The organism is Hymenobacter telluris (genome assembly GCF_017313265.1).
GTDB lineage: Bacteria > Bacteroidota > Bacteroidia > Cytophagales > Hymenobacteraceae > Hymenobacter > Hymenobacter telluris.
The window spans coordinates 102146-125527 of record NZ_JAFLQZ010000018.1; the positions used below are offsets into that span (position 1 = coordinate 102146).

General features: G+C 59.7%; 17 protein-coding genes. 11 read left to right on the forward strand and 6 right to left on the reverse strand.

Annotation, left to right across the window (positions count from 1 at the left end; all coding sequences use genetic code 11):
* Positions 1–103 precede the first annotated feature (103 nt).
* From rsmI to J0X19_RS20640, 3 genes are all read left to right on the forward strand, one after another.
* Complete coding sequence (gene rsmI, locus J0X19_RS20630; RefSeq protein WP_206986327.1) at positions 104–856, forward strand: 16S rRNA (cytidine(1402)-2'-O)-methyltransferase; 753 nt, start codon at positions 104–106, stop codon at positions 854–856.
* The gene (lnt, locus tag J0X19_RS20635) at positions 822–2579 is read left to right on the forward strand and encodes an apolipoprotein N-acyltransferase (protein WP_242583090.1); all 1758 of its coding nucleotides are present in this window, start codon (positions 822–824) and stop codon (positions 2577–2579) included. Before rsmI ends, lnt begins: the two co-directional genes overlap by 35 nt.
* 130 nt (positions 2580–2709) lie before the next feature.
* The gene (locus J0X19_RS20640; RefSeq protein WP_206986328.1) at positions 2710–3504 is read left to right on the forward strand and encodes an inositol monophosphatase family protein; all 795 of its coding nucleotides are present in this window, start codon (positions 2710–2712) and stop codon (positions 3502–3504) included.
* Positions 3505–3671: 167 nt separating this feature from the next.
* On the opposite strand, the gene J0X19_RS20645 is transcribed toward J0X19_RS20640, so the two are convergent.
* Both J0X19_RS20645 and J0X19_RS20650 read right to left on the reverse strand, forming a co-directional pair.
* The gene (locus J0X19_RS20645; protein WP_242583092.1) at positions 3672–4973 is read right to left on the reverse strand and encodes an amidohydrolase family protein; all 1302 of its coding nucleotides are present in this window, start codon (positions 4971–4973) and stop codon (positions 3672–3674) included.
* Between the two features lie 199 nt (positions 4974–5172).
* On the reverse strand, positions 5173–8259 hold the full coding sequence (locus J0X19_RS20650) for an amidohydrolase family protein (protein ID WP_206986330.1): 3087 nt from the start codon (positions 8257–8259) through the stop codon (positions 5173–5175).
* Positions 8260–8656: 397 nt separating this feature from the next.
* Here J0X19_RS20650 and J0X19_RS20655 point away from each other — a divergent pair, with 397 nt between their 5' ends.
* Together J0X19_RS20655 and J0X19_RS20660 are read left to right on the forward strand one after the other, a co-directional pair.
* The gene (locus J0X19_RS20655) at positions 8657–8851 is read left to right on the forward strand and encodes a FeoB-associated Cys-rich membrane protein (RefSeq protein ID WP_206986331.1); all 195 of its coding nucleotides are present in this window, start codon (positions 8657–8659) and stop codon (positions 8849–8851) included.
* A gap of 129 nt (positions 8852–8980) precedes the next feature.
* On the forward strand, positions 8981–9322 hold the full coding sequence (locus J0X19_RS20660; protein WP_206986332.1) for a hypothetical protein: 342 nt from the start codon (positions 8981–8983) through the stop codon (positions 9320–9322).
* 101 nt (positions 9323–9423) lie between these two features.
* Here the strand turns inward: J0X19_RS20660 and J0X19_RS20665 are convergent, their stop codons facing one another.
* The gene (locus J0X19_RS20665; RefSeq protein WP_206986333.1) at positions 9424–10446 is read right to left on the reverse strand and encodes an SPASM domain-containing protein; all 1023 of its coding nucleotides are present in this window, start codon (positions 10444–10446) and stop codon (positions 9424–9426) included.
* 147 nt (positions 10447–10593) lie between these two features.
* Between J0X19_RS20665 and J0X19_RS20670 the strand changes: the two genes are divergently transcribed.
* The gene (locus tag J0X19_RS20670; protein ID WP_206986334.1) at positions 10594–10956 is read left to right on the forward strand and encodes a hypothetical protein; all 363 of its coding nucleotides are present in this window, start codon (positions 10594–10596) and stop codon (positions 10954–10956) included.
* A gap of 88 nt (positions 10957–11044) precedes the next feature.
* Here J0X19_RS20670 and J0X19_RS20675 read toward each other — a convergent pair whose 3' ends face one another.
* The 3 genes from J0X19_RS20675 to J0X19_RS20685 all read right to left on the reverse strand — a co-directional run bounded on the left by J0X19_RS20675 (position 11045) and on the right by J0X19_RS20685 (position 14867).
* Positions 11045–12529, reverse strand: a complete 1485-nt coding sequence (locus J0X19_RS20675; protein ID WP_206986335.1) for a TlpA family protein disulfide reductase — start codon at positions 12527–12529, stop codon at positions 11045–11047.
* A 180-nt stretch (positions 12530–12709) separates the two neighbouring features.
* Complete coding sequence (gene radA / locus J0X19_RS20680; protein ID WP_206986336.1) at positions 12710–14095, reverse strand: DNA repair protein RadA; 1386 nt, start codon at positions 14093–14095, stop codon at positions 12710–12712.
* An 88-nt stretch (positions 14096–14183) separates the two neighbouring features.
* Positions 14184–14867 carry a hypothetical protein gene (locus tag J0X19_RS20685; RefSeq protein WP_206986337.1) on the reverse strand — a complete coding sequence of 228 codons (684 nt, stop codon included), beginning with the start codon at positions 14865–14867 and terminating at the stop codon, positions 14184–14186.
* Between the two features lie 213 nt (positions 14868–15080).
* Between J0X19_RS20685 and J0X19_RS20690 the strand changes: the two genes are divergently transcribed.
* The 5 genes from J0X19_RS20690 to J0X19_RS20710 all read left to right on the forward strand — a co-directional run bounded on the left by J0X19_RS20690 (position 15081) and on the right by J0X19_RS20710 (position 23161).
* Positions 15081–18668 (forward strand): S8 family serine peptidase, encoded by a 3588-nt coding sequence (locus tag J0X19_RS20690; RefSeq protein ID WP_206986338.1) that lies wholly within the window; start codon positions 15081–15083, stop codon positions 18666–18668.
* Between the two features lie 141 nt (positions 18669–18809).
* Entirely contained in the window at positions 18810–20216 is a 1407-nt protein-coding gene (locus tag J0X19_RS20695; RefSeq protein WP_206986339.1) for a sensor histidine kinase, read from the forward strand.
* 134 nt (positions 20217–20350) lie between these two features.
* Entirely contained in the window at positions 20351–22012 is a 1662-nt protein-coding gene (locus tag J0X19_RS20700) for an FAD-dependent oxidoreductase (protein WP_206986340.1), read from the forward strand.
* Between the two features lie 92 nt (positions 22013–22104).
* A complete protein-coding gene (locus tag J0X19_RS20705; RefSeq protein WP_206986341.1) occupies positions 22105–22278 on the forward strand; it encodes a hypothetical protein in 174 nt (57 codons plus the stop codon).
* Positions 22279–22300: 22 nt separating this feature from the next.
* The gene (locus tag J0X19_RS20710; RefSeq protein WP_242583094.1) at positions 22301–23161 is read left to right on the forward strand and encodes an alpha/beta hydrolase; all 861 of its coding nucleotides are present in this window, start codon (positions 22301–22303) and stop codon (positions 23159–23161) included.
* Positions 23162–23382 lie beyond the last annotated feature (221 nt).

The window sequence follows — 23382 nt, forward strand, 5'->3', positions numbered from 1 at the left end:
GAGATGGTGAGTTTTATGTTCTCGACTGCGCTACTGGCGCTAACGGAACATAAAACTCACCACCTCACCATCTCACTATTTCGCCTTGCCTACCTTTGTGCCCATGTCAGAAACCACCCCGACGCTGCTTTACCTCGTGCCCACGCCCATCGGCAACCTGGAGGACATCACCCTGCGGGCCATCCGGATTCTGAGCGAGGTGGATACCGTGCTGGCCGAAGATACCCGCACCAGCGGCCGCCTGATGCAGCACCTCGGGTTGAAGAAGCCCATGCTCAGCTACCACCTGCACAACGAGCACCAGCAAGTGCAGCGCCTGCTGGAGCGCCTGGAAAAAGGCGAAACCATGGCGCTGGTGTCGGATGCGGGCACGCCCGGCATTTCCGACCCGGGCTTTCTGTTGGTGCGGGAGTGTTTGGCGCGGGGCCTGAAGGTGGAATGTTTGCCGGGCGCCACGGCTTTCGTGCCAGCCTTGCTGAAGTCGGGATTTGGGGCCGAGCGGTTCACGTTCGAGGGGTTTCTGCCGGTGAAGAAAGGCCGCCAGACCCGGTTGAAAGAGCTGGCCCAGGAGCACCGCACCATGATTTTCTATGAGTCGCCGCACCGGATTGTGAAGACGCTGGAGCAGCTGGCCGAGGTACTGGGTGCCGACCGGCCCGCCTCCGTAAGCCGGGAACTAACCAAACTGTTTGAAGAAACCGTGACGGCCCCGCTCTCCGAACTAGCCGCCAACTTTGCAGCCCGCGCGGCCATCAAAGGCGAAATTGTGCTGGTGGTGCAGGGCCGCAAAGAAGAGCGCATCAAAGAAGACCGTTATTCTATTGAAGCTGAAGACGAAGACGACCGTGCTAACTAAATCAACTCCCGAAACGCTAGCCCCCGCCGCTCCGGCTACGGGCCTGGCGTATTGGCTGCCCAGTTTGCTAGCCCTGCTAGGAGCGGCCTTGTTGTGGCTGGGGTGGCCGGTGCATCCGGCCCCGCTGGCAGCATTGCTGCTGGTGGCGTGGGTGCCGTACCTGCGCATGGAGCAGCTGTTGGTGCAGCGCGGCGCCAGCGGCTGGAAGGTGTTTCGCTACACCTATTTGCTACTGGTGCTCTGGAATGCCTTCACTACCTGGTGGGTGAGTTTCAGCACCTTGGGCGGCGGTATTGCGGCCGTGGTCCTGAATGCCCTGCTGATGTGCCTGCCCACCATGGCCTTCTACCACACCAAGCGGCTGGCGGGCCCGCGGCTGGGCTACATTTCGTTGCCCATCTACTGGATTGCCTTCGAGCAGCTGCACCTGCACTGGGACCTGACCTGGCCCTGGCTCACGCTCGGCAACGGCTTCGCACAGGCCAACCAGTGGGTGCAGTGGTACGAGTACACCGGCTTTCTGGGTGGCTCGCTCTGGATGTGGGCGGCCAACATTCTGGTGTTCTTGTCAATTAAGAATTATAAATTAAAAATTAAAAATTATGGCGCAGCAGATTTGGTTAGCCAGCCAACTGCCAGCAACCGAAATTTTTTAATTTTTAATTCTTCATTTTTAATTGCCGCAGGCCTAGCCATCCTGCTCCCGGCTGCGCTGTCGTATTGGATTGGGGCTACCTATCAGGAGAAGGGTAAAACCGCTGAGGTAGTGGTGGTGCAGCCCAACGTAGACCCGTTTTTAGAGAAGTTCAGCAGCAACCCCAACTTCATTCCCTACGACCAGCAGCTTAGCCGCCTCATCACTCTCACCGAGCAGCAGCTCACGCCCCAAACCAAGCTGGTACTCTGGCCCGAAACGGCGCTGGAAGAAGTGTACTCTGAAGCTACCTTCGAGATGAACCCCAAGGTGATGCGCCTGCGCCAGTGGCTGACCGCGCACCCCGGCGTGGAGCTGATTACCGGCATCACCAGCATCCGGATGTACGGCCCGACTAAGGAGACGGCCACGCCCACCGCCCGCTTCCGCGACGACCTGGGCTATTATGACATCTTCAATACGGCCGTGCATTTTCCGGGGACTACCGGAACTGCCACGTTCTACCATAAGTCACGGCTGGTGCCGGGCGTGGAAAAGGTGCCGGTGGTATTGACCAAGCTGATTGCCAACATTGATTTGGGCGGCGTGGTAGGCTCCTACGGCAGCCAGGAAGAGCGCACCGTGTTCCACACCACCGACCCCAGCCTGCGCCTCGGCCCCAGCATCTGCTACGAGTCGGTGTACGGCGACTTTATGGCCCAGTACGTGAAGAACGGCGCCACACTCCTCGGCATTATCACCAACGACGGCTGGTGGAGCGACTCGCCGGGCCACTTGCAGCACCTCCAGTACGCCACCCTGCGCTCCATTGAAACCCGCCGCGACATTGCCCGCTCGGCCAACACCGGCATTTCGGGCTTCATCAACCAGAAAGGCGAAATCACGCAGCAAACCAACTGGTGGGTGCAAGCCGCCCAGCGCGCCACCGTGCACCTGAACGACGAGAAAACCTTCTATGTGCAGCATGGTGACCTAATCGGCCCCACCGCGCAAGTGCTGGCGGTGCTGTTGCTGGGCTTTGTGGTGGTGCGGGCTTTTACCAACAGGAAAACCCTTCTGTCATCCTGAGCTTGCGAAGGACCTTATCAAATAAGAATGGTAGCTGAGTCATAACAACGACTCGTTCCCGCATGATAAGGTCCTTCGCAAGCTCAGGATGACAGAAGGATGACACGATTTCAACTTCTTAAGCTTACTAATGGATTTCAACCAACTCAGCCACCAAGTGGCCGACATTGCCCGCCACGCTGGCCAGTTCATCCGGCAGGAAGCCCAGAACTTCGACCGGGGGCGCGTCGAGAACAAGGGCCTGCACGATATGGTATCGTACGTGGACCAGCAGAGCGAGCGGCAACTGGTAGCCGAACTGAGCGCCCTGTTGCCCGAAGCCGGCTTCATCACCGAAGAAGGCACCACCACCGTGGGCCGGGCCGAGGAGTTCAACTGGATTATCGACCCGCTCGATGGCACCACCAACTTCATCCACGGCCAGCCGGCTTACTGCGTGAGCGTGGCCCTGCTGCACCGCCAGGAGCTGGTAGTAGGCGTGGTGTATGAAATCAACCAGGACGAATGCTTCCGGGCGGCGCTGGGTGGCGGCGCCTTCTGCAACGAGCGGCCCCTGCGCGTATCCACCGCCGACGACCTGCACGACACGCTACTGGCCACCGGCTTCCCCTACTACAAATTCGACCGGCTCGACCAGTACCTGGCTATCCTGAGCTACTTCATGCAGAACACCCACGGCCTGCGCCGCGTGGGCTCGGCCGCGCTGGATTTGGCCTACGTAGCCGCCGGCCGCTTCGACGCCTACTTCGAGTTCAACATCAACTCCTACGATGTAGCCGCCGGTATTCTGCTGGTGCGCGAAGCCGGGGGCCGGGTCACGCAGTTCACCGAAGACGGCGACCCTATTTTCGGCCGCGAAGTGGTAGCCAGCAACGGCCGCATCCACGAGAAAATGCAGGAAACCATCCGGCAGCATTGGAAGTAACCGCTTGAAAGTCCACGAATGCAAAAGGGGCCGACTCTATGTAGAGTTGGCCCCTTTTGCATGAAAAATCTTTGTTATTCCGACGCAGGAGGAATCTGGGTTATCCTTCTTGGACGATTACGCTCAGATTCCTCCTGCGTCGGAATGACAATACTTATCCAGAGCTTCTACTTCAGGCTGTATTTGCTCTTGAACTTGCGGTTCAGGTAGAGCTGCTTGTTTTCGGAGCTGAACGCGCGGCCGTCGATGTAGGCGTGGGTGATGTTGTTGGTGCGCATGTCGAGCAGGTCGCCGCTGCTTACCACTAGGGTGGCGCTTTTACCGGTTTCCAGGCTGCCATAGTCTTTGTCGATGCCCAGGATGCGGGCGGGGCTGAGCGTAACGGCGGTGAGGGCCTGCTCTTTGGTGAGGCCGTAACCGGCGGAAGTGCCGGCAATGAAGGCGAGGTTGCGGGAGCCGGCCGTTTCCATGCTGCCTTCATAATCAAGGCAGTAGCGGATACCGGCTTGCTGCAGGATGTTGGGCAGCTTGTAGGGCAGGTCGTAGTCGTCGCCGGGGCGGCGGGGCAGGGCGTGCGTGCGCGACAGCACCACGGCTATGTCGTGCTGCTTGAGGAAATCCAGCATCATCCAGGCGTCGCGGGCGCCTACCACGGCTACTTTCTGCACGCCCAGGCGCTTGGCAAAGCTCACGGCTTCTACTATTTCCTTGCCGTAGTCAGCGTGAATAAACAGGGTTTTCGAGCCATTGAACAAACCGCTTAGCGAAGACAACAGCAGGTTTTCGCGGTGGCCGGCGGGGAGCTGTTTGTAGGCGGCGGCTTCCGTGAGCATGGCGTCCAGGTCGCGCAGCTGGGTTTGACGGTCCTTGTTACGGCGCTCCAGGGCTTTTTCGTCTTCGGCAGGACTGAGTTTAAGCACCATAGCCGGCCAGTTCAGGTGCAGGCCGTCGTCGGGGCGCACGGCGGCATCCTGCCAGTTCCAGGCATCGAGCTGCACAATGCTACTTTGGCCGGAAAGCAGGCCGCCGCGGGGCGTAATCTGAGCCAGCAGCACGCCATTGGTGCGCACCGTCGGGATGATGTCGGAGTCGGTGTTGTAGGCAATCAGGGACCGAACGTGGGGGTTCATCATGCCTACTTCCTGCTCGTCAACCGTGGCCCGGATGGATTCCACTTCGGTCAGGCCCAGCGTGGTGTTGGGCAGAATCAGGCCCGGATACACCTCCTGCCCTTTCACGTCAATCACCTCGTAGCCAGTGCGCTGCGTGAAGCCGCCCTGAGCTCCGGCATACGTAATACGGCCTTTATCGAACGCCACGGCGGCATCGGGCACCACGGTGCCGTTGCCCACGTGCAGGTTGCCGCCCAACAGCAGGATGGGCTTGCTTTGCGCGGGCGCCGGCATAGGCACCTGCGCCGCCGCCGTGAAAGCCGCCAGCAAAGGCAAAGAGAGAAGAAACTGTTTCATAGTTGAATTCATAAGAAGGATGGTTCCCCTCCTTGTTGAAAGGAGGGGTGCCCGAAGGGTGGGGTGGTTTACTCGTTGGTTACGTCTGCCGAGTATTGGTGCTGAGTTTAGCAACGTCAGCAACGAGGCCAACCACCCCAGCGTCGCCTGCGGCGCCGCGTCCCCTCCTCGGCTGAGGAGGGGAGTTGGTCGTTCTTTACTACTGGTCTAGTTCTTTGCCCTCGCCCTCGGTGTCACAGTGGAAGTGGCCGGTGGGTTTGGCTGTGGGCGTTTGGGTGGGCGCACCGCCTTTCTTGGCGGCCAGCATTTTCTGCACAATCCGCAGCCGCTCCCGCTCCATTTCCTGGCGCAGCACTTGGTCGGATTCCAGGTCGAAAAACTGCCGGCCGTCCACGAAGGTGCGCTCGGCGCGCGAGTACACGCTCAGCGGGTGGCCGCTCCACACCACCACATCGGCATCTTTGCCTTCCTTGAGGCTGCCCATGCGGTTATCCACGTGCAGCATCTTGGCCGGGTTGATGGTGACCAGCTTCAGGGCTTCCTCCTCCGACAAGCCGCCGTACTTGATGGTTTTGGCGGCTTCCTGGTTGAGGCGGCGGCTCATTTCGGCATCATCGGAGTTGATGGCCACGTTCAGGCCGGCATCGTGCATGATGGCAGCGTTGTAGGGAATGGCGTCGCGCACCTCGTTTTTATAGCCCCACCAGTCGGCGAAGGTGCTGGCGGCCACGCCGTGGGCTTTCATTTTGTCGGCTACTTTGTAGCCTTCCAGAATGTGGGTGAGGGTGTTCACCTTGAAGTTCATCCGGTCGGCCACGCTCAGCAGCATGTTGATTTCGCTCTGCACATAGCTGTGGCAGGTGATGAAGCGCTTGTTGTTGAGGATTTCCACCAGCGCCTCCAGCTCCAGGTCGCGCCGCGGGGCATCGGTTTTCTTCTGCTTGCCTTTGCCTAGCTTGTTGTAGGTGGCCCATTCCTTTTCGTACTCCCGGGCCCGCGTGAAAGCATCCACAAACACCTGCTCCACCCCCATCCGTGACTGGGGAAAGCGCAGCACGTTGGCCTCCCCGGCATTCGACTGCTTCACGTTTTCGCCCAGCGCAAACTTGATGAACGGGTCGGCCCCTGCTACTTTCAGGTCTTCGGGCGCGGCACCCCAACGCATCTTAATCAGCTGCGACTGGCCCCCGATGGGGTTTGCCGAGCCGTGCAGCAGCTGCGCCGCCGTTACGCCGCCGGCCAGGTCGCGGTACAAATCCACGTCCTCGGGGTCGAGCACGTCGCCGATGCGCACTTCTGAGGTAACCGCCTGGGTGCCTTCGTTCACGCCGCCAATAATGCCGATATGGGAGTGCTCATCAATAATGCCGGGCGTTACGTGTTTGCCGGTACCGTCCACTACGCGGGCACCCTTGGCGGTCAGGCTCTTCCCGATTTTAAAGATTTTGCCGCCTACCAGCAGCACGTCGGTATTTTCCAGCTTACCGGCGGCTTCACTGGTCCAGACGGTGGCATTGCGGATGAGCACGGTTTCCTGCGGCGGGATGGCGTTGCGGCCGTACGCCGCAAACGGGTAGAGCACCGCCCCAACCTGCACCGGCTCAGGCGCCTTGGCGGAGTCGCGCCGGGCGGCTAAGCTGGCGGCTTCCTGGCGCTGGGCGCTCCATTTGATGAGGGTGGCGCTAGGTAGTTGGCCATCCCCCTGAAACTGGCGGGTTTCGGGGGTGTAGTAGCCGGTGAGGCGTATCAGCTCGGCCTTTTTATCCTTGCTGGCAGGAAAAACGATGGTAGCCAGCTCCCCATTCACGCTGACGTTGCCTTTGATAGTGTCGCCGGGCGCTAGTGCTATTTTCAATTGGGGAGCTTCCGGCTTGCCACTCATGGTCATAGCCATATCCATCCCAATCTTGAACCGCTCATCTTTCACCTTTTCAGTGGTAATCAGCTTGAGCGTGTACACGCCGCGGTAATCGGCGGGTAAGGTGCTGAGCTGGTACCGTTCGCCCTGTATCCAGTTGTCGAGCAGCACGTTATCTTCGGCAAACAGCCGGTTGGAACACACCAGGAAGTTGGCGGTCAGGCCGGGCCGGAGGCTGCCTACTTTGTCCTGGGCTTTGAGTAGCTCGGCGGGCGTGGCGGTGAGGGCGCGTAGGGCCTGCTCCTCGGTGAGGCCGTACTGAATGGCCTTGCGCACGTTGGGCAGAAACTTCTTCTTGTCTTTGAGGTCGGCAGCCGACAGCGCAATCGTCACCCCGGCTTTGGAGAGCAGGGCCGCGTTGGCGGGCGCCATTTCCCAGTGCTTCAGCTCTTCCAGCGAAATGCGCGAGGCGTCGTACACGTCGTCCACGTTGTAGGCATCGGGGAAGTTGAGGCTGATAATGAACGGCGCGCCGGTAGCCTTGATGTCTGTTACGCGCTGGTATTCGTCGCCGCGGCTTTTGATGATGTACTGGGTCTTGAACTCGTCGCCGAGCTTATCGGCCCGTAGTGCATTCAGCTTGTCACTCACCTCAAAGATTTGCGGCAAGCTGCGCTGCTCCTGCCAGGCCTTCAGCGACAAATTCTGCTCTTTGCCGGGGCTGCGCTGGTTCCAGTCGGCATCCAGAAACGTTTGGCGCAGCAGCGCAATGCTGCCCATCAAGGAGCCAGGGTAGTTCTGGGTGCTGGTGCCTTTGTCGAAAGAGAAACCGGCGGCGGCCCGCTCCACTAGCAGCACCTCGTTTTCGCGGTGCCCAACTGTGGCCAGCGTAACCAGCGCCGCGGTGCCGCGGGCAATGCCGTCGGGCTGCTGGGTGAGCACCGCCCCGAAGCCCAGGCGGCGGTACACGTCGGCCTGCTCGTCGTTCACTTTGAACTCGTTGGCGGCCTGCGTTTCCGGGTGGATGGCCTGGTTCCAGTCGTAGGCGCCGGCCTTCTTGCTCTCGAACTGCGGCGGGGGGCGGCGGCCGGTCCGCTCGGGCGCTTTCACCTCCGGCAAGCCGTAGTTGGCGGCCAGATCCACGAAGCCGGGGTAGATGTACTTGCCTTTCAAATCCTGCACCACGGCCCCGGCCGGAATTTTCAGGTTGGGGCCCACGGCTTCCACTTTGCCGTCGCGCACCAGCAGCGTGGCGTCGGTCAGCCGGGTTTTGTAGTCGGTGAAGATGGTAGCGTGGGTGAAGGCGTACAGGCCGGGTCGCTTATCGTAGACGCCGTTGCGCGGGTACGTGCTGGGCTGCGCATAGGCCCCCACGGCCAGCAGCAGCAGCCCGCCGGCCAGCCTGGCGCGGAGAGTAAAAGTTTGCATTCAGATGGTAGTTATTGGAAGCAAAACACGCCGGCTAACCTGCAGGCATGTTGTCAAATGTAGAACATCGAGCGTAGGCTTACCCACAATCACCTGCCAAATTTTCAACTAAAAGCCTAAATATTACAAGTTGCTTAATACGGGAGGTGTCTGATTGAAATTTCAGCTTTCACTTGTTACTCTCCCTGAAAGCGGACCGTCATGCAGAGGCCTAGCCGAAGTATCTCGCGTGCTGACGTTGGGTTACTTAGGCAACGTCAGCACGCGAGATGCTTCGACTGCGCTCAGCATGACGGTCTGTTTGGGGTGCTGCTCACATAGTTCAGACGATAGGCCAGCGCAACAAAAAATCAAATCCGGGCAACCAAAACCGAAACCTGGTAGTTTTGCAGGCATCATGTGGATTCAGACACTCATCATCGTACTGCTGTTCGCCGGGGCCTCGTTCTATGTGGGCCGCATTTTCTGGCGGGCATTTTTCGACAAATCCTCGGCGGGCTGTGCCAAAGGCTGCGGCGGCGCGTGCGGCACCCTCGACGTAAACCGGCTGCAACGCACCATTGAGGCCGCCGCCCCGCGCACTGCGAAGTAGCACGGCATTCAGCTTTTCCTATTTTCGGCAACCTGCCCCCGTACCGGCTCCGTATAGCTGGCACGGGGGTTTTGTTTTAACCCGTTTTTAACGATTCCGCTTTCCTTTCCATACCGAACTCCTACCATCATGCAAGACAAAGAAGAAGAACGCTCGCTCGTAAAAGTGGAGCAGAAGCTCAGCAAAGACGGTTTCACGGCTGATTTCCGCGTGGCAGAAGGTCGGTTGCACACCATCAGCAATGAGCGGAGCAAGAGTTACGCTGCCAGCGAGGTATCCATCGTAGACTTCTACCGCTTCGAAGGCGAAAGTGACCCGGATGATATGTCGATCCTGTATGCTATTGAAACCAACGACGGCGTAAAAGGCACCATCTCCTCGGCCTACGGCGTATACGCCGACACCGACACCGACGACTTCCTCAAGCAAGTAGAAGACCTGGGCAAAAACCTCACAAAGGGACACCAGTAGGTGAAATAGTGAGGTGGTGAAATGGTGAGTTTAACGTTTTACTGGCGCCAGTTGCGCGGTTAGAACGTCAAACTCACCATTTCACTATCTCACCAACTCACTTATCCCCACACTTTGGTGCCTTCGGTGCAGTTGCGGCACATTTCTATCTGGTCGCGGCCTTTGAGCAGGGAGGCGCGGAAGCTGCGGTACTTGGGGCCGTGCCAGAGCTGGCGGAAGGTTTGGGTTTGCAGGTCGCCGAGGCGGTATTCGGCGTCTTTGTCGAAGCAGCAGGGCACTACCAGGCCGTCCCAGGTGATAACGCAGCTGTGCCACATCTTCCAGCAGTGGTTGAGCAGCCGGTTCTTGATTTGCCAAGTGCCGTTACCGGTATTCTCGTAGCGCGAGTAATAGTCGATGGTCGGGATGAGCGGGGAGCCGTTTTGGTAGTCGTAGATCTGAGCGGTTTTAAACCACACGTCATCCACGCCCATTTCCTTGGCCAGCTGCCGGGCCTCATCCATCTGGTGCTCGTTGGGCCGCACCACCAGAAACTGAAACACCACCCGCGGCGTACTCGATTTCAACTCTTTACGCCACTTCAGCAAATTGCGGGTGCCTTCCAGCACCTTGTCAATCTTGCCACCCACGCGGTATTGCTGGTACACTTCTTGGGTGGTACCGTCCAGCGAAATAATCAGCCGGTCCAGCCCGCTCTCTACGGTGCGGCGGGCATTTTTGTCGTTGAGGTAGTGGGCGTTGGTGCTGGTGGCCGTGTAGATGCCCTTGTCGGCGGCGTACTTCACCAAGTCCAGGAAATTAGGATGCAAGTACGGCTCGCCCTGAAAATAGAAAATCAGGTACCACAGCCGGGACGCCACCTCATCTATCGTCTTCCGAAACAGGTCGTCGGGGAGCATGCCGGTGGGGCGCGTGAAGGAGCGTAGGCCGCTGGGGCACTCCGGGCAGCGCAGGTTGCAGCTGGTAGTTGGCTCGAAGCTAAGGGCCACCGGCAGCCCCCAATGCCGGGCCTTGCCGGTTAGCTTGCTCAGCGCGTAGCCGCCTACCACCTGCGCGGTATTCCAGAGGCGGCGTGGCGTGGCCTTGGATAGGAAGTTAAGCGCATCGGTGAGCAGTGAGGCCATCAGGCGTAAAGGTAGACGCTATAGTTCGGTAGCATGAAACATCAACGGCAAGTAATAGTTAAAGCATGCTGTATCAGCTAATTTATTTAGTAGAAACCTAATCCTATTGGCTGTCGTTTAAAGACTTCCATCTAGCATCAAGTAGCTATGAAAATCCAAGTAGAAGAAGGACAAGAAAAAGGCTTCCTCCCCGACGGCCGCCACACTGTTGAAATAACTGATATTCAGGAGGGTACCAGTGAGCACCAGAACGTGCCGTTCTTTGCGGCGCGTATGGAAAACGAAGACGGTTTCATCACCCAGCGCTTCTACACGTCTCCTAACGCCATGCCCATCCTGCTGTCGCTTTACTCGGCCGTAGGTATCCATCCCGAAGCTGGTAAAGACCTCGACACCAAGCAGCTACTCGGCAAGAAGGTTTCCATTGAAGTGGGTGAGCACAGTTACGCCGACCCAGCCACCGGCAACGAGCGGAGCATCAAGCAAGCCACCGGCTTCCGTACCGCGTAAGGCCATTATAGGGCTTTAGATAAACAGCCGCGCCTCCCAGGTTTATCGGGAAGCGCGGCTGTTTGCAGTTGTTAAGCTGTCGAACTCCTTACTTGGCTATAGCCTCCGAAGGCATCAGGCTGGTGTAGGTGCTGGCCTTGCCAAACGATTCTTTGATTTCATCAACGGCGGCGTGGCTGCTCAGGCGCTTGGGCTTGGTATTGAGGAAGGTGCCGTCTTCGGCCAGCAGGAAATAAGCCGGCACGTCTTCTAGGGCATACGCCCGGGCTATTGGTGAGCGTAAGCCGCCATTGACGTGTACTTGCACGCCTGGCAATTTCTTACCTACTACCAGCTGTTTCCAGGCGCCTTCGTTGTCGTCGATGGCAATGTTGACGAACACAATGTTTTTGCCTTCAAACTTCTTGGCCAGCTCGGCGGCGTAGGGCAGATCACGCAAGCACAGGCCGCTGGTGGTGCGCCAGAAGTTGATGTACACCAGCTTGCCCCGGAAGTCCTGCAGCCGCACGGTTTCGCCGGTGGCCGAGGTTAGCTCGAAATCGGGAGCGGGGGCACCAATGGCAAAGGCTTTATGCGTCTCGAAATCCTGCTGAAGAACCGGGAAGTAGCGGTTTTGGGTGTCAATGGTTTGAAAATCGGCCAGCATAGCCGCCGACTGCTTCACGTGCCCAAACCGGAATGACTCCTGCAAGATGCGGCCCATGATGATAGGCCGCACTGCACCATTCAGCTGCGTTTTGGCAATGTCGTAGCAAACCTGGTAGAAGTCGGGGTGGTTGCGCTGCTTGCCTGCCGACACGGCCGAGTAGTGCACGTAGTTCAGCAAAAACTCCTGGTACGTTTCGCTTTTCATGGCCGCCTCACTGTTGATGAGGCTTTTGTCGTTCAGGAAGTCGTAATATGTTGGCGACATTTTCAGCCGCCCCTCGGTGGCTACCACCTGTTCCCGCAAATCCTGAAACGTAAGCCGGTCGTTGGCGTACGTGTAGTCGATTTCGGCCTGGGCGTAACGCTTAAACGCTTCGCTGAAATGGTTGTCTTCAATGGCATTGCCTAAAAACTTCTTCTCCTGCTTGCGGCGGTAGTCAAGAAACGACAGAAAAGCGGGTTCGTAGAGCATGATATTTTCAGGCAAAACCTGAAACCCATCATTTTCCACAAACTGCTCGTCTACTTCGGAGAGGTAGGTATTGGCTTCGGCGCCGCGGCCTTTATACTTGATACTGGTAGCCAAATCGGTGCCCTTGAAGCGAATATCCATGGCGTCGCCGGGCTCCAAAAACAGGTCGGTCACGTCGTCGCCATGCACTAGGTCGGCGCGGGCTGGGCCGTCTAGCTTGATGGCCATCTGGAACTCGCCTTTGTCGTTGAGCCTAGCGTAGGTGATTTGCTCTTTAGGGTCGAGCGGGTTTTCACGAACTGATATGGCTACCGTATCGGAGGCGCGGCTGGTTACCTTGCCGGTCAGGGTTACGGTGCCTTGCGCCTGCGTGCCAAAAGAAAAAGCGCCTAGCCCGGCGGCCACCAGGGCACTCTTTAGAAAGCGAATAGCATACGGCATCTGAGCGGACATTTCAAGCGGATAACACGAGGATACTACCGTTAAGACACAGCCAAGCTAACAGCCCACAATTGCATCATTCGCGGTAAAAGTCAATTCACGTACCGAAGATAAGGTATTTAGGTTGTGATAATCCAATCCAACCAAAGCCTTTTTTTCGTTACCAAGCTTACTACACAGATTTTGCCTGTTTTATCCAAACAAACCCTGCAATACTTCATCTAATCGACCGGCGGGCTGCACCCGAATCCCGTAGCGGGACATGTCTAGGCCGCGCGCATTGAAATGGGAGATATACATCTCGGCAAATCCCAGCTTTTCGGCCTCACTCAGGCGTTGGTCGAGGCGGCTTACGGCCCTGATTTCTCCACTTAATCCCACTTCAGCCGCCAGGCAAATTTCGCCCCGAATCGGCAAGTCGTTGAGGCTACTAACCACGGCGGCGCACACCGCAAGGTCCAGCGCGGGATCATCGAGGCGCAGGCCGCCCGCAATGTTGAGAAACACGTCGTGCTGGCCCAAGCGCAGGCCGCTTCTCTTTTCGAGAACTGCCAGCAGCATATTCAGGCGCTTGGCATCGAAGCCTGTGGAACTGCGCTGAGGAGTGCCATAGGTGGCGGGCGTTACGAGGGCCTGCACTTCTACCAGCAGCGGCCGGTTGCCTTCCAGCGTAGCCCCAATGGCCATGCCGCTCAAGCTTTCGGTACGCTGGCTGAGCAGAATCTCGCTGGGGTTGCTAACCTGACGCAAACCAGTGCCTTGCATCTCGTAAATACCCAGCTCGGAAGTGGAGCCGAAGCGGTTTTTGATGGTGCGCAGAATCCGGTAGCTCAGGTGTCGGTCGCCCTCAAATTGCAGCACGGTATCTACCATGTGCTCCAATATTTTAGGACCAGCAATAGAGCCGTCTTTGGTGATGTGGCCGATAAGCAGCACCGGCGTACCGGTTTCCTTGGCGTACTTGAGTAGCTCCTGGGTGCACTCGCGCACCTGGCTCACCGACCCCGCCCCCGATTCTACGAGGCCCGAGTGCAAGGTTTGGATGGAATCGACGACTACCACATTGGGTTGCAGCTGGTCGATTTGCTTGAAGATGTTTTGGGTGTTGGTTTCGGTGAGGATGTAGCAATTCGGGTGCTGCTCGCCCAGCCGTTCGGCCCGCATCTTGATCTGCTGCTCGCTCTCCTCACCCGACACGTACAGCACCTTGAGCTGGCGCAACGTCATGGCAATCTGAAGCATGAGCGTGCTCTTGCCGATGCCCGGCTCACCGCCGATGAGCACCAACGAGCCCGGCACCAAGCCGCCGCCTAATACCCGGTCTAGCTCGCCATCCTGAGTACGGATGCGCGGCTCTTCTTCGAACACGATGTCGGAAATGACGCGGGGGCGGGCCGCCTTGCTGGTGGTGCCCACCGAGGTGCTGGCTTTCCAGGCGTTGTTGGCCGTGGTTTCTTCTTTCTGAATTACTTCTTCAACGTAGGTATTCCACTCGCCGCAACTCGGGCAGCGGCCTATCCATTTGGCCGATTGAGCACCGCAGTTTTGGCAGAAATAGAGGGTCTTGAGCTTGGCCATAGAGTACGAAAGGTGGGCTGTAATAAGCCCGCAGATGGTAAGGCTGAAAGCACCCAAAAAGTTGCCTACAATCAGTAAAATAGCTCGGCTATTTCATGACTGGCTGCCCATTGAAAGTATTGGCTAGCTCCACCATATCGTTGAAGCGGGCTCCCTTCTCTTTCAACTGAATGCGGGCGGACAGCGCGGTATTCGCACCAAAATAGGCACTCATGACCTTGGCAAATTCATTGTCGCCGCGCGGTACTTCGAGTAGCGGCCCGCCTTGGGTACGCACGTACCAGTAATACTTGTCATGGGTGCCGGTCGATACAATCAGAGCGCCTACCGGCAGCGGAATAGGCACCAACATATCGTTTTTAGTTTTAGCATAGCCGAACAGCTCCACCGGACCTGCTGCAACCAGGTTTTCAGCCAACAGGCCCAGCGGCTTGCCTTTCAAGTACAGGGCTTCGTAGTGATGCCCGTTTACGCTCATTCCTTTGAGGCGCTCCACACTTAGCGCTTTGGCCGGTGGTGGCGGAATTCGCTCAGGTGAAGTTTCGTAGCAAGCAACTTGGTCGAGAAAACATGTGGGCAAGGGCAGGTCATACGCCAAAAAAGCCGGCACCTGCTTACCAGTGGTAAACGTGAATACGGCTGGCACAGAACTCGGAGTGCCGTAGCGGGCCGCCCGCAACGAATCGACGCGGGTAGCAACGCGCGCTGGCGTCTGGGCTTGGGCTGCTGATGCCAGGGTCAGAGCTAACCCTACGGCAAAGGCAATTGGCAAAGACAGTTGCCGGCAACTAGATGATGGTTGTAGAAGCATAGGCTACAAAGAAATCAAAATATAGGCAGGAGATAAGCTGCCTGCGCGGCCTGCCATCTGCTTTCCAAAACCGAGTCTGGAAATACCTTAATACTCAGTCTGGCCATCTGGTTTTCGCTGTATATTCACGCATAGCCTTCTTTTTTCTATACCAACCAACCCTACTCTTTCTGCATGAAACACCTTTCCTCTCTGGGCCTGGCGCTGTTGCTAGGCGCGGCTCCGCTTTTGGCAGCCGCCCAACCGGCGCCGCCCACGGGCCGCTACGCGCTGCTGCTAGCTACCGGGCCAATTACGCCAGCGGCCAACTTCAACTCCTGGCTAGCACAGCCCGCCACAGCCCCTGCCGATGCGTGGCAAGGCCAAGTCTTCCGGCTGATGCAGTTCGAGCAGTTGCCCACTCAGGCGCAAAAGGCGGCTCTGGTTGCCGCCGGCGTTACGCTGCTCGATTATCTGCCCAAGAACGCCTGGACGGTGAGTATGCCGGCTACGCTGGCGCATCAGCGGCTGGCGGGGCTGGGGATTCGGAGCGTACAGGCCGTGCCCGCCAACTGGAAAAAGGCCGGCGACTTAGCTCAGAATCAGATTCCGGACCATATGCGGCGGCCAGGGGGCTTGGTGGAGGTGAACGTGTTGTACTACCGCACCGTCACGGCGGCGCAAGCGGCGCAGGCGTTGCGGCAAACCGAGTTTCAGGAGGCGGGCAAGCCGATGTTTCCGCAGCAGTTGCGGGTGCTGTGCCGCGAGGCCGACATCAGCCGGCTGGCGGCGTTGCCGTGGGTGAGTGCCATAGAGCCCGCCACGCCCCCCGCCGAGCCCGAGAACTTCCGGGGCCGCACCGACCACCGGGCCAACGCCATCAGCACCGACTATGGCGCGGGCCGGCACTATGATGGCCGGGGCGTAACGGTAGGCCACGGCGACGATGGGCGCATTGGGCCGCACATCGATTACCAAGGTCGTTTCGACCAGTCGGCGGCCGGGCCCAGCCAGGGCAACCACGGCGACCATGTGGCCGGTATTATCATGGGGGCCGGCAACATGGACCCGCGGGTGCGGGGGCAGGCCACGGCGGCTTTCAACCAGTATTTCACCTACCCCGCCAACCTCACCAGCGCCCCAGCGGCTTACGGTGATGCTCGGCGGGTGCGCGTAACCAACTCCAGCTACGGCGACGGCAACAACGCGGGCTACACCAGCTTCACGCGCACCGTGGACCAGCAAACCCGGCAGCGGCCCTACCTGCTGCACGTGTTTTCGTCGGGCAACTCCGGCACTTCTGATTATGGCTATGGCGCGGGCGCGGGCTGGGGCAACATCACGGGCGGCCACAAAATGGGCAAGAACGTGCTGACCGTGGGCAATGTGCTCTATACCGATGCGCTGGCCGGTTCCAGTAGTCGCGGGCCAGCCAAGGACGGTCGCATCAAGCCGGAAGTATGCGCGGTAGGTACCGCCGTTACGTCTACGGTAGACCCTAATACCTACGCTTCGTTTACGGGCACCAGCATGGCCTGCCCCGGCGTGGCCGGCGTTACGGCGCAATTGGTACACGCGTACCGCTCGCTCAACAGCAACGCCGAAGCGCCCAGCGCGCTGCTGAAAGCAGCCTTGATGAACACCGCCGAAGACCTCGGCAACCCCGGCCCCGACTTCCGCTTTGGCTACGGCCGGGTGAATGCGCTGCGGGCCGTGCGGGTGCTGGAGCAGCGCACTTACCTGAAAGACTCGCTCACGACCGGCCAAACCAAAACCCACACCATTACGGTGCCGGCGGGCAAAAAGCAGTTCCGCGTGATGGTGTATTGGCATGACTATGAGGGCGCTATCAACTCCACCGAAAACCTCATCAACGACCTGAACATGCAGGTGGCCGCGCCCGGCGGCACCACCTACAACCCCTGGGTGCTCGACCACCGGCCCACCGTGGCGCAGCTCAACGCCAACGCCGTACGCGCCGTGGACTCGCTCAATAACGTAGAGCAGGTGACGCTGGAAACGCCCGCAGCCGGTAGCTACTCCGTAACGGTGCGCGGCGCGGCCGTACCCCAGGGCCCCCAGACGTACTACCTGGTGTATAGCTACATCGAAGACGGCGTAGAGCTGACCTACCCGCTGGGTGGGGAAGGCTTAGTACCCGGCGAAACCGAAGTTATCCGCTGGGATGCCGCCGCCGGCACCGACCCGTTCAGCCTCGACTACACCACCGACAACGGCGCAACCTGGCTCCCGATTTCCGCTTCCGTAGCCGCCACCATCCGCCATTTCGACTGGACGGTACCCGCCGGTGTATCGTCGGGGCGGGTGAAAGTGCGCGTGACGCGCGGCACGGCCAGCAGCCAATCAGTAGTGCCGCTTACCATTTCGGCGCTGCCCGCCAACCTGCGGCTGGGCTACGTGTGCCAGAACTCGGTGAAGCTGCAATGGGACTCGCTGACCACGGCCACTGGCTACGTGGTGTACAAGCTGGGCGCCGAGTACATGGACTCCGTAACGACCGTAACCCGCGCTTCGGTGGTACTGCCGGGCCTGGGCTTCGGGACCGAAAACTGGTACAGCATCCGGGCCATTGGGCCGAACGGCTTGCGGAGCCGCCGCACCCGCGCCCTCAATCAGCCGGCTCGGTTCTTCAACTGCCCTGGCCCGCCGTACATTGAGTTTCAGGCTAGCCGCACGCTGGTTTGCCCCGGTACGCCGGTTACCATCACCGACCAAAGCCAGTCGGCGCCCACGAGTTGGAGCTGGAGCGTGAGCCCAAGTGCGGGCGTTACGTTTGTGGGCGGCACCACGGCCACTTCGCAGAATCCGCAGCTGCAATTCACTACGCCCGGCACGTACTCTGTCACGCTGACGGCGACCAACAGCTACGGCGCTACCAACCGTACCGAGGCCGCCCTGATTACCGTGACAACGGGCCAGGCCATTCCGTTTGCCCAGAACTTCACCACCGGCACGTTCCCGCCAACAGGCTGGCAGATTGGCAACCCCACCAGCAACTTCACCTGGCAACTCAGCCCCTCCAACGTAATGGGTCCCGACACGCTGCTGCGCCCGGTGCCCATGGCCAACGACTACGCCGACCCCTTGCGCGGGGCCGAAGACTACCTGATTACGCCGCCCATGAACCTGGCGACCCTCAGCAGTGCCACTGCCAACCCGCGCGTGACGTTTTGGGTGGCGTATGCCGCCTACAGCGCCACGTATCAGGACGGCCTGCGGGTGGACATCAGCACCGACTGCGGGGTTACGTTCCAGCCGACCGGCTACCGCAAAACGGGCACCGCCTTTGCCACGGTTACCGGCTTCCAAACCAACGAATGGACGCCGACGCAGCCCGGCCACTGGCGCCGGGAGTCGATTGACTTGCTGCCCCTGCTGCCGGCCGGCCCCACCAACGCGGGCCGCATTATACTGCGCTTCACCAACCTCAACGACTACGGCAACAACCTCTACCTCACCAACATTCGGCTGCGGGAAGAGGTGGTACAGGGCACCACCAACCGCAAGGCCAACCTGGGGCTGCTGGGGGCGTATCCGGTGCCGTTTAGTGAAGAGCTGACGGTGAACCTGAACCCCACCGCCGCCGGCCCGGCCACGCTGGTATTGCTGGATGCCTTGGGCCGCGAAGTCCACCACGAAACGCTCAGCTTGAGCCGCGGCCTTCAGCAGCACACCTTGGCCACCGGTACGCTGGCCTCGGGCGTGTACACGCTGCAATTGCGCACCAGTACGGGCAGCCAGCAACTGAAAGTGGTGAAATAGGGCTTTTGCTTCGGCTTACTACTCTCACCTGGAAAGCGCCTCCACTCGGGGCGCTTTCTTGTTGTTGTATATTTAGTAATCAGAATTATCCTGCTTTTTTCGTCAGGACCACCGTTCTTGCTGCTTATTCCACTCCCTGCTATGGCTGCTCCGCTGCTTACTCCTGCCGATTTTGCAACGATTCCGTTGCTCGCCGATTTGCCCGTCGAAACGCTGGAGTGGCTACTTGCGCACGGCGAGCAGCGCGAATTTGCCGGGGGCCAGACCATTATGCAACCCGGCGACCCAGCCGAGTTTATGGTAATGGTGTTCAGGGGCGGCATTCAGTTTTATGCTATTCGTAGCGGTAACCGGGAGCCGATTTTCCGGGTGGAAGCGGGGCAGGTAAGCGGGGTGCTGCCCTACTCCCGCCTCCAGGTTATTGCGGGGCTCAGCGTGGCCATCGGCGAAACGGTAGTGCTGCTGCTGCACCGCAAGCATTTTCCGGAGCTGGAACGCATCAACCCTGAGTTGGTGCAGCGGCTGGTGGGCCTGATGAGTGACCGGGTCCGTATGGAGGCGCGTGGCCAGGAGCGCGACGAGAAGCTCCGGGCGTTGGGCAAGCTGTCGGCGGGGCTGGCGCACGAGCTGAACAACCCGGCCGCCGCCATTGTACGGGCTGCCGAGGCGCTGGCTACTCGTTTGCACGCGGCCCCCGCCCAGTTCGGCGACCTGCTGCACCACTGCCCCGAGCCCGCCGCCCTGGCCGCCCTTACCACCCTGGCTGCCACGCCGCCACCTACCGGCCCGCCCCTCTCCGGCCTAGCCCGCGCCGACCGGGAAGACGAGCTGATTGACTGGCTGGACACGCAGCAAGTGCCCGACCCCTACACGCTGGCTACCGGCCTGCTCGATGCCGGGCTGGCTCCGGCGCAGCTTGAGGCGGCCACGGTGGCCCTGCCCGAACCCTCGCGCCCGACGGCCCTGATCTGGCTTTCCACCCAGCTCACCATGCAGCGCCTCATTCAGGATGTGCAGGAAGCCGGTGGGCGCATTAGCACGCTGGTTACCAACGTAAAAACCTACTCCCACATGGACCGCGCCGGTGGCTTTGCCCCGCTTGCTGTGCACGAAGGCCTGGAAAGCACCCTCAACATGCTTAGCTACCAGCTGCGCGAAAAAAACATCAGCATCGTGCGCGACTATGCCCCCGACTTGCCGAAGGTCAGCGGGCAGGTCAGCAGCCTCAACCAGGTGTGGACCAACCTCATCGACAACGCCCTGGATGCCCTACCGCCGGGCGGCGAAATCACGCTGCGCACCCGCCTCGACGGCGACTTTGTGCGGGTGTTTGTCGTCGACAACGGCCCCGGTATTCCGGCCGATATTCTGCCCCGCATTCTGGAGCCGTTCTTCACCACCAAGCCCGCCGGCGAGGGCACCGGCCTGGGCCTCGATATTGCCTTGCGCACCCTCGAAACCCACGGTGGCAAGCTGGAAGTCAACTCCCGGCCCGGCCACACCGAGTTCTGCGCCTGGCTCCCCATTGGTGGTGAGATGGTGAACTAGTGAAATGGTGAGTTTGCTGTTCTGCTGGTGAAAGCGGCGCAAGAGCCATCAACACAATCGGTAGAACGTCAAACTCACCATTTCACTAGTTCACCATCAAACTCACTATTTCACTAGTTCACAATTTCACCTTTATGGCTACCACGAAGAAACCGATTATACTTGCTGTTGATGATGATTTACAGGTACTTAACGCCGTAGACCGGGACTTGCGCAGCGAGTTTCGGCGCGACTACCGTATCCTGCGGGCGAGTTCGGGCGAGGAGGCCCTGACTACGCTGCGCGAGCTGCGGGCGCGGGAAGAACCGCTGGCTTTGATTCTGGCCGACCAGCGGATGCCGGGCATGGAAGGCGTGGAGCTGCTGTCGGAGGCGCGCGGTATTTTCCCGGATGCCAAGCGGGTGCTGCTCACGGCCTACGCCGATACCGAAGCCGCCATCCGGGCCATCAACAACGCCCGCCTCGACCACTACCTGATGAAGCCCTGGGACCCGCCCCAGCAGCTGCTCTACCCCACCCTGCACGATTTGCTGGGTGCCTGGCAGCGCGAGTACCAGCCCAAGTACAGCGGGTTGCGGCTCATCGGGTTCCAATGGTCGCCGTTGTCGCACGACATCAAGGACTTCCTGAGTGGCTACCTGGTGGGCTTTCAGTGGCTGGATTTCGAAACCAACGCCGAAGCGCAGGACCTGCTAACGGCCAAAGGCCTATCCGCCGCCGACCTGCCCCTGGTGATTTACGAGGATGGGGTGGCCGTAGCGCGCCCCAGCAAAACCGACTTGGCGCAGCACATGGGCCTCACCATCACGGCCACCCAAGACCTCTACGATGTGGTGGTAATTGGGGCGGGTCCCTCGGGAATGGCGGCGGCAGTGTACGGTGCTTCGGAAGGGCTGAAGACGCTGATGATTGAACGCCAAACCTTTGGTGGCCAAGCCGGTACCAGCTCCCGCATCGAAAACTACCTGGGTTTCCCGACGGGCCTGAGTGGCTCGGAGCTGGCCCACCGGGCCTGGGCGCAAGCCGTGCGCCTGGGCGCCGAAATTCTGGCCCCGCAGGAAGTAACCGAGCTGTGCGTGCAGGATGGCTACAAAGTGCTGACCCTCACCGATGGCAGCAAAGTGCGCACCCGCGCCGTAGTACTCACCACCGGCGTCAGCTACCGCACCCTCGATGTGCCCGGCGTGGACCGCCTGAGCGGCGCGGGCGTGTACTACGGCTCGGCCCGCACCGAGGCCCGCTCCTGCGACGAGCAGGACGTGTACATTGTGGGCGGCGGCAACTCGGCGGGACAGGCGGCTATGTACCTGGCTACTTACGCCCGGCGGGTATTTATCGTCATCCGGGGCAAGTCGTTGGCGGCGTCTATGTCGGCGTATCTGATTGAGCAGATTGGCAATACGCCCAACATCGAGATTCTGCCGTTCACGGAGGTGGCCGAGGTATGCGGGCAAGACCACCTGGAAGCGGTGGTGCTGAAAACCAACGGCGAAATAACCAAGCACCCCGCCCGGGCCTTGTTCATTTTCATTGGTGCCAAGCCCAGCACCGAATGGGTGTGCGACACCGTTATCTGCGACGGCAAAGGATTCGTGCTCACCGGCCGCGACCTGGTAACCGACCCGCGCTACGCCACTTCCTGGAAACACAACCGGGAGCCTTACCTGCTTGAAACCTGCGTGCCAGGCGTATTCGCGGCCGGCGACAGCCGCGCCGGGGCTATGGCCCGCGTAGCATCGGCTGTGGGTGAGGGGTCGATGGCCATCAAGTTCGTACACCAATACCTGGACGAGTAATTGTTGGTTGTTGGTTGAGGGGTATCGGTTGAAATAACGGGTAAACTCAACGGCTGGGTGGCCGCGTAGCGGCCGCAGGGTAATAGCCTGGAGTGTCTACAGGAACCCCGCGCCGCGTAGCGGTGCCGGAAACGCCTACCGATCTGGCACCGCTACGCGGCGCGCCACCCGAGGCGGCACCTTTGCTACCAACCTTCGGCCGCTACGCGGCCATATTGCTATCAGAGCCAGCAACCAACAACTCGCAACTGCCAACTGACAACTGACAACTGCCAACCCATATTCCCTATGACTCACATGCGCGCGCTGCTTTTCCTGCTACTGCCCTGCTTATTTCTGTTCACAGCAGCAGGCCAGCAGAGTGCCACGCCAACTGATGCCGCGCCGCTGGTAATCGGCCAGACGTTTGCCATTGCCTCGAAAGCACTGGGCGAGACGCGGCGCATCAACGTGTATCTGCCGGCGGGTTACGCCGAATCGAAAGACTTGCGCTTGCCGGTGCTATATATGCCGGATGGAGGCATGGCCGAAGATTTCCTTCACGTAGCGGGCCTGGTGCAAGTATCGGTGGGCAACGAAACGATGCGGCCGTTCATACTGGTGGGTATTGAGAATACCGAGCGGCGGCGCGACCTGACCGGCCCGACCACCAACCCAAAAGACAAGCAGATTGCGCCCCGCGTGGGCGGTTCAGCGGCGTTCCGGCAGTTTATCCGCCAGGAGCTGATGCCCGAGGTGAAGCGCCGCTACCGCACCACCGCCGAAACAGCTATTGTGGGCGAGTCGTTGGCGGGCTTGTTTGTAGTGGAAACCCTGCTGCAAGAGCCCGATTTGTTCGACACCTATCTGGCCTTCGACCCCAGCCTGTGGTGGAACAACAAGCAGCTGGTGACGGATGCCGCCCGCCAGCTGGCAAACCCCAAAGGCACTGCCAAAACGCTCTATCTGGCTACCAGCAACGAGCCGGAAATTGTAGCCGATACCCAGCGCCTAACCGAAATCCTGCGCAGCAAAGCCGGACCGCGCCTCACTTGGCACTACGAGCCCATGCCCCAGGAAACGCACGGCACCATCTACCATCCCGCCGCCCTCAAAGGCTTCCGCATGGTGTTCAAGCCGCAACCCAAAGCCACGCCGGCCCCTCATTAAAAGCCTGGGCATTGCAGAATTAAAAACTAGAAGCTAGTTCCCCTCCTCAGCTGAGGAGGGGTTAGGGGTGGTTGAAAAACTAGAATTAGAAACTAGAGCTAGTATCGTTCAACAGTGGATCAACCACCCCTAACCCCTCCTCATCTGAGGAGGGAACTGGTTTTTAACATGTTAACATCTGGCTATACCAGTTACTCAGGCAGTTGAATCAATTTCTCCTT

Bases quoted from the DNA above. Each gene is read 5' to 3' on its own strand.
- rsmI (WP_206986327.1), top strand. From the start codon at position 104: ATGTCAGAAACCACCCCGACGCTGCTTTACCTCGTGCCCACGCCCATC.
- J0X19_RS20640 (WP_206986328.1), top strand. From the start codon at position 2,710: ATGGATTTCAACCAACTCAGCCACCAAGTGGCCGACATTGCCCGCCAC.
- J0X19_RS20645 (WP_242583092.1), bottom strand. From the start codon at position 4,973: ATGAAACAGTTTCTTCTCTCTTTGCCTTTGCTGGCGGCTTTCACGGCG.
- J0X19_RS20650 (WP_206986330.1), bottom strand. From the start codon at position 8,259: ATGCAAACTTTTACTCTCCGCGCCAGGCTGGCCGGCGGGCTGCTGCTG.
- J0X19_RS20655 (WP_206986331.1), top strand. From the start codon at position 8,657: ATGTGGATTCAGACACTCATCATCGTACTGCTGTTCGCCGGGGCCTCG.
- J0X19_RS20660 (WP_206986332.1), top strand. From the start codon at position 8,981: ATGCAAGACAAAGAAGAAGAACGCTCGCTCGTAAAAGTGGAGCAGAAG.
- J0X19_RS20665 (WP_206986333.1), bottom strand. From the start codon at position 10,446: ATGGCCTCACTGCTCACCGATGCGCTTAACTTCCTATCCAAGGCCACG.
- J0X19_RS20670 (WP_206986334.1), top strand. From the start codon at position 10,594: ATGAAAATCCAAGTAGAAGAAGGACAAGAAAAAGGCTTCCTCCCCGAC.
- J0X19_RS20675 (WP_206986335.1), bottom strand. From the start codon at position 12,529: ATGTCCGCTCAGATGCCGTATGCTATTCGCTTTCTAAAGAGTGCCCTG.
- radA (WP_206986336.1), bottom strand. From the start codon at position 14,095: ATGGCCAAGCTCAAGACCCTCTATTTCTGCCAAAACTGCGGTGCTCAA.
- J0X19_RS20690 (WP_206986338.1), top strand. From the start codon at position 15,081: ATGAAACACCTTTCCTCTCTGGGCCTGGCGCTGTTGCTAGGCGCGGCT.
- J0X19_RS20695 (WP_206986339.1), top strand. From the start codon at position 18,810: ATGGCTGCTCCGCTGCTTACTCCTGCCGATTTTGCAACGATTCCGTTG.
- J0X19_RS20700 (WP_206986340.1), top strand. From the start codon at position 20,351: ATGGCTACCACGAAGAAACCGATTATACTTGCTGTTGATGATGATTTA.
- J0X19_RS20710 (WP_242583094.1), top strand. From the start codon at position 22,301: ATGACTCACATGCGCGCGCTGCTTTTCCTGCTACTGCCCTGCTTATTT.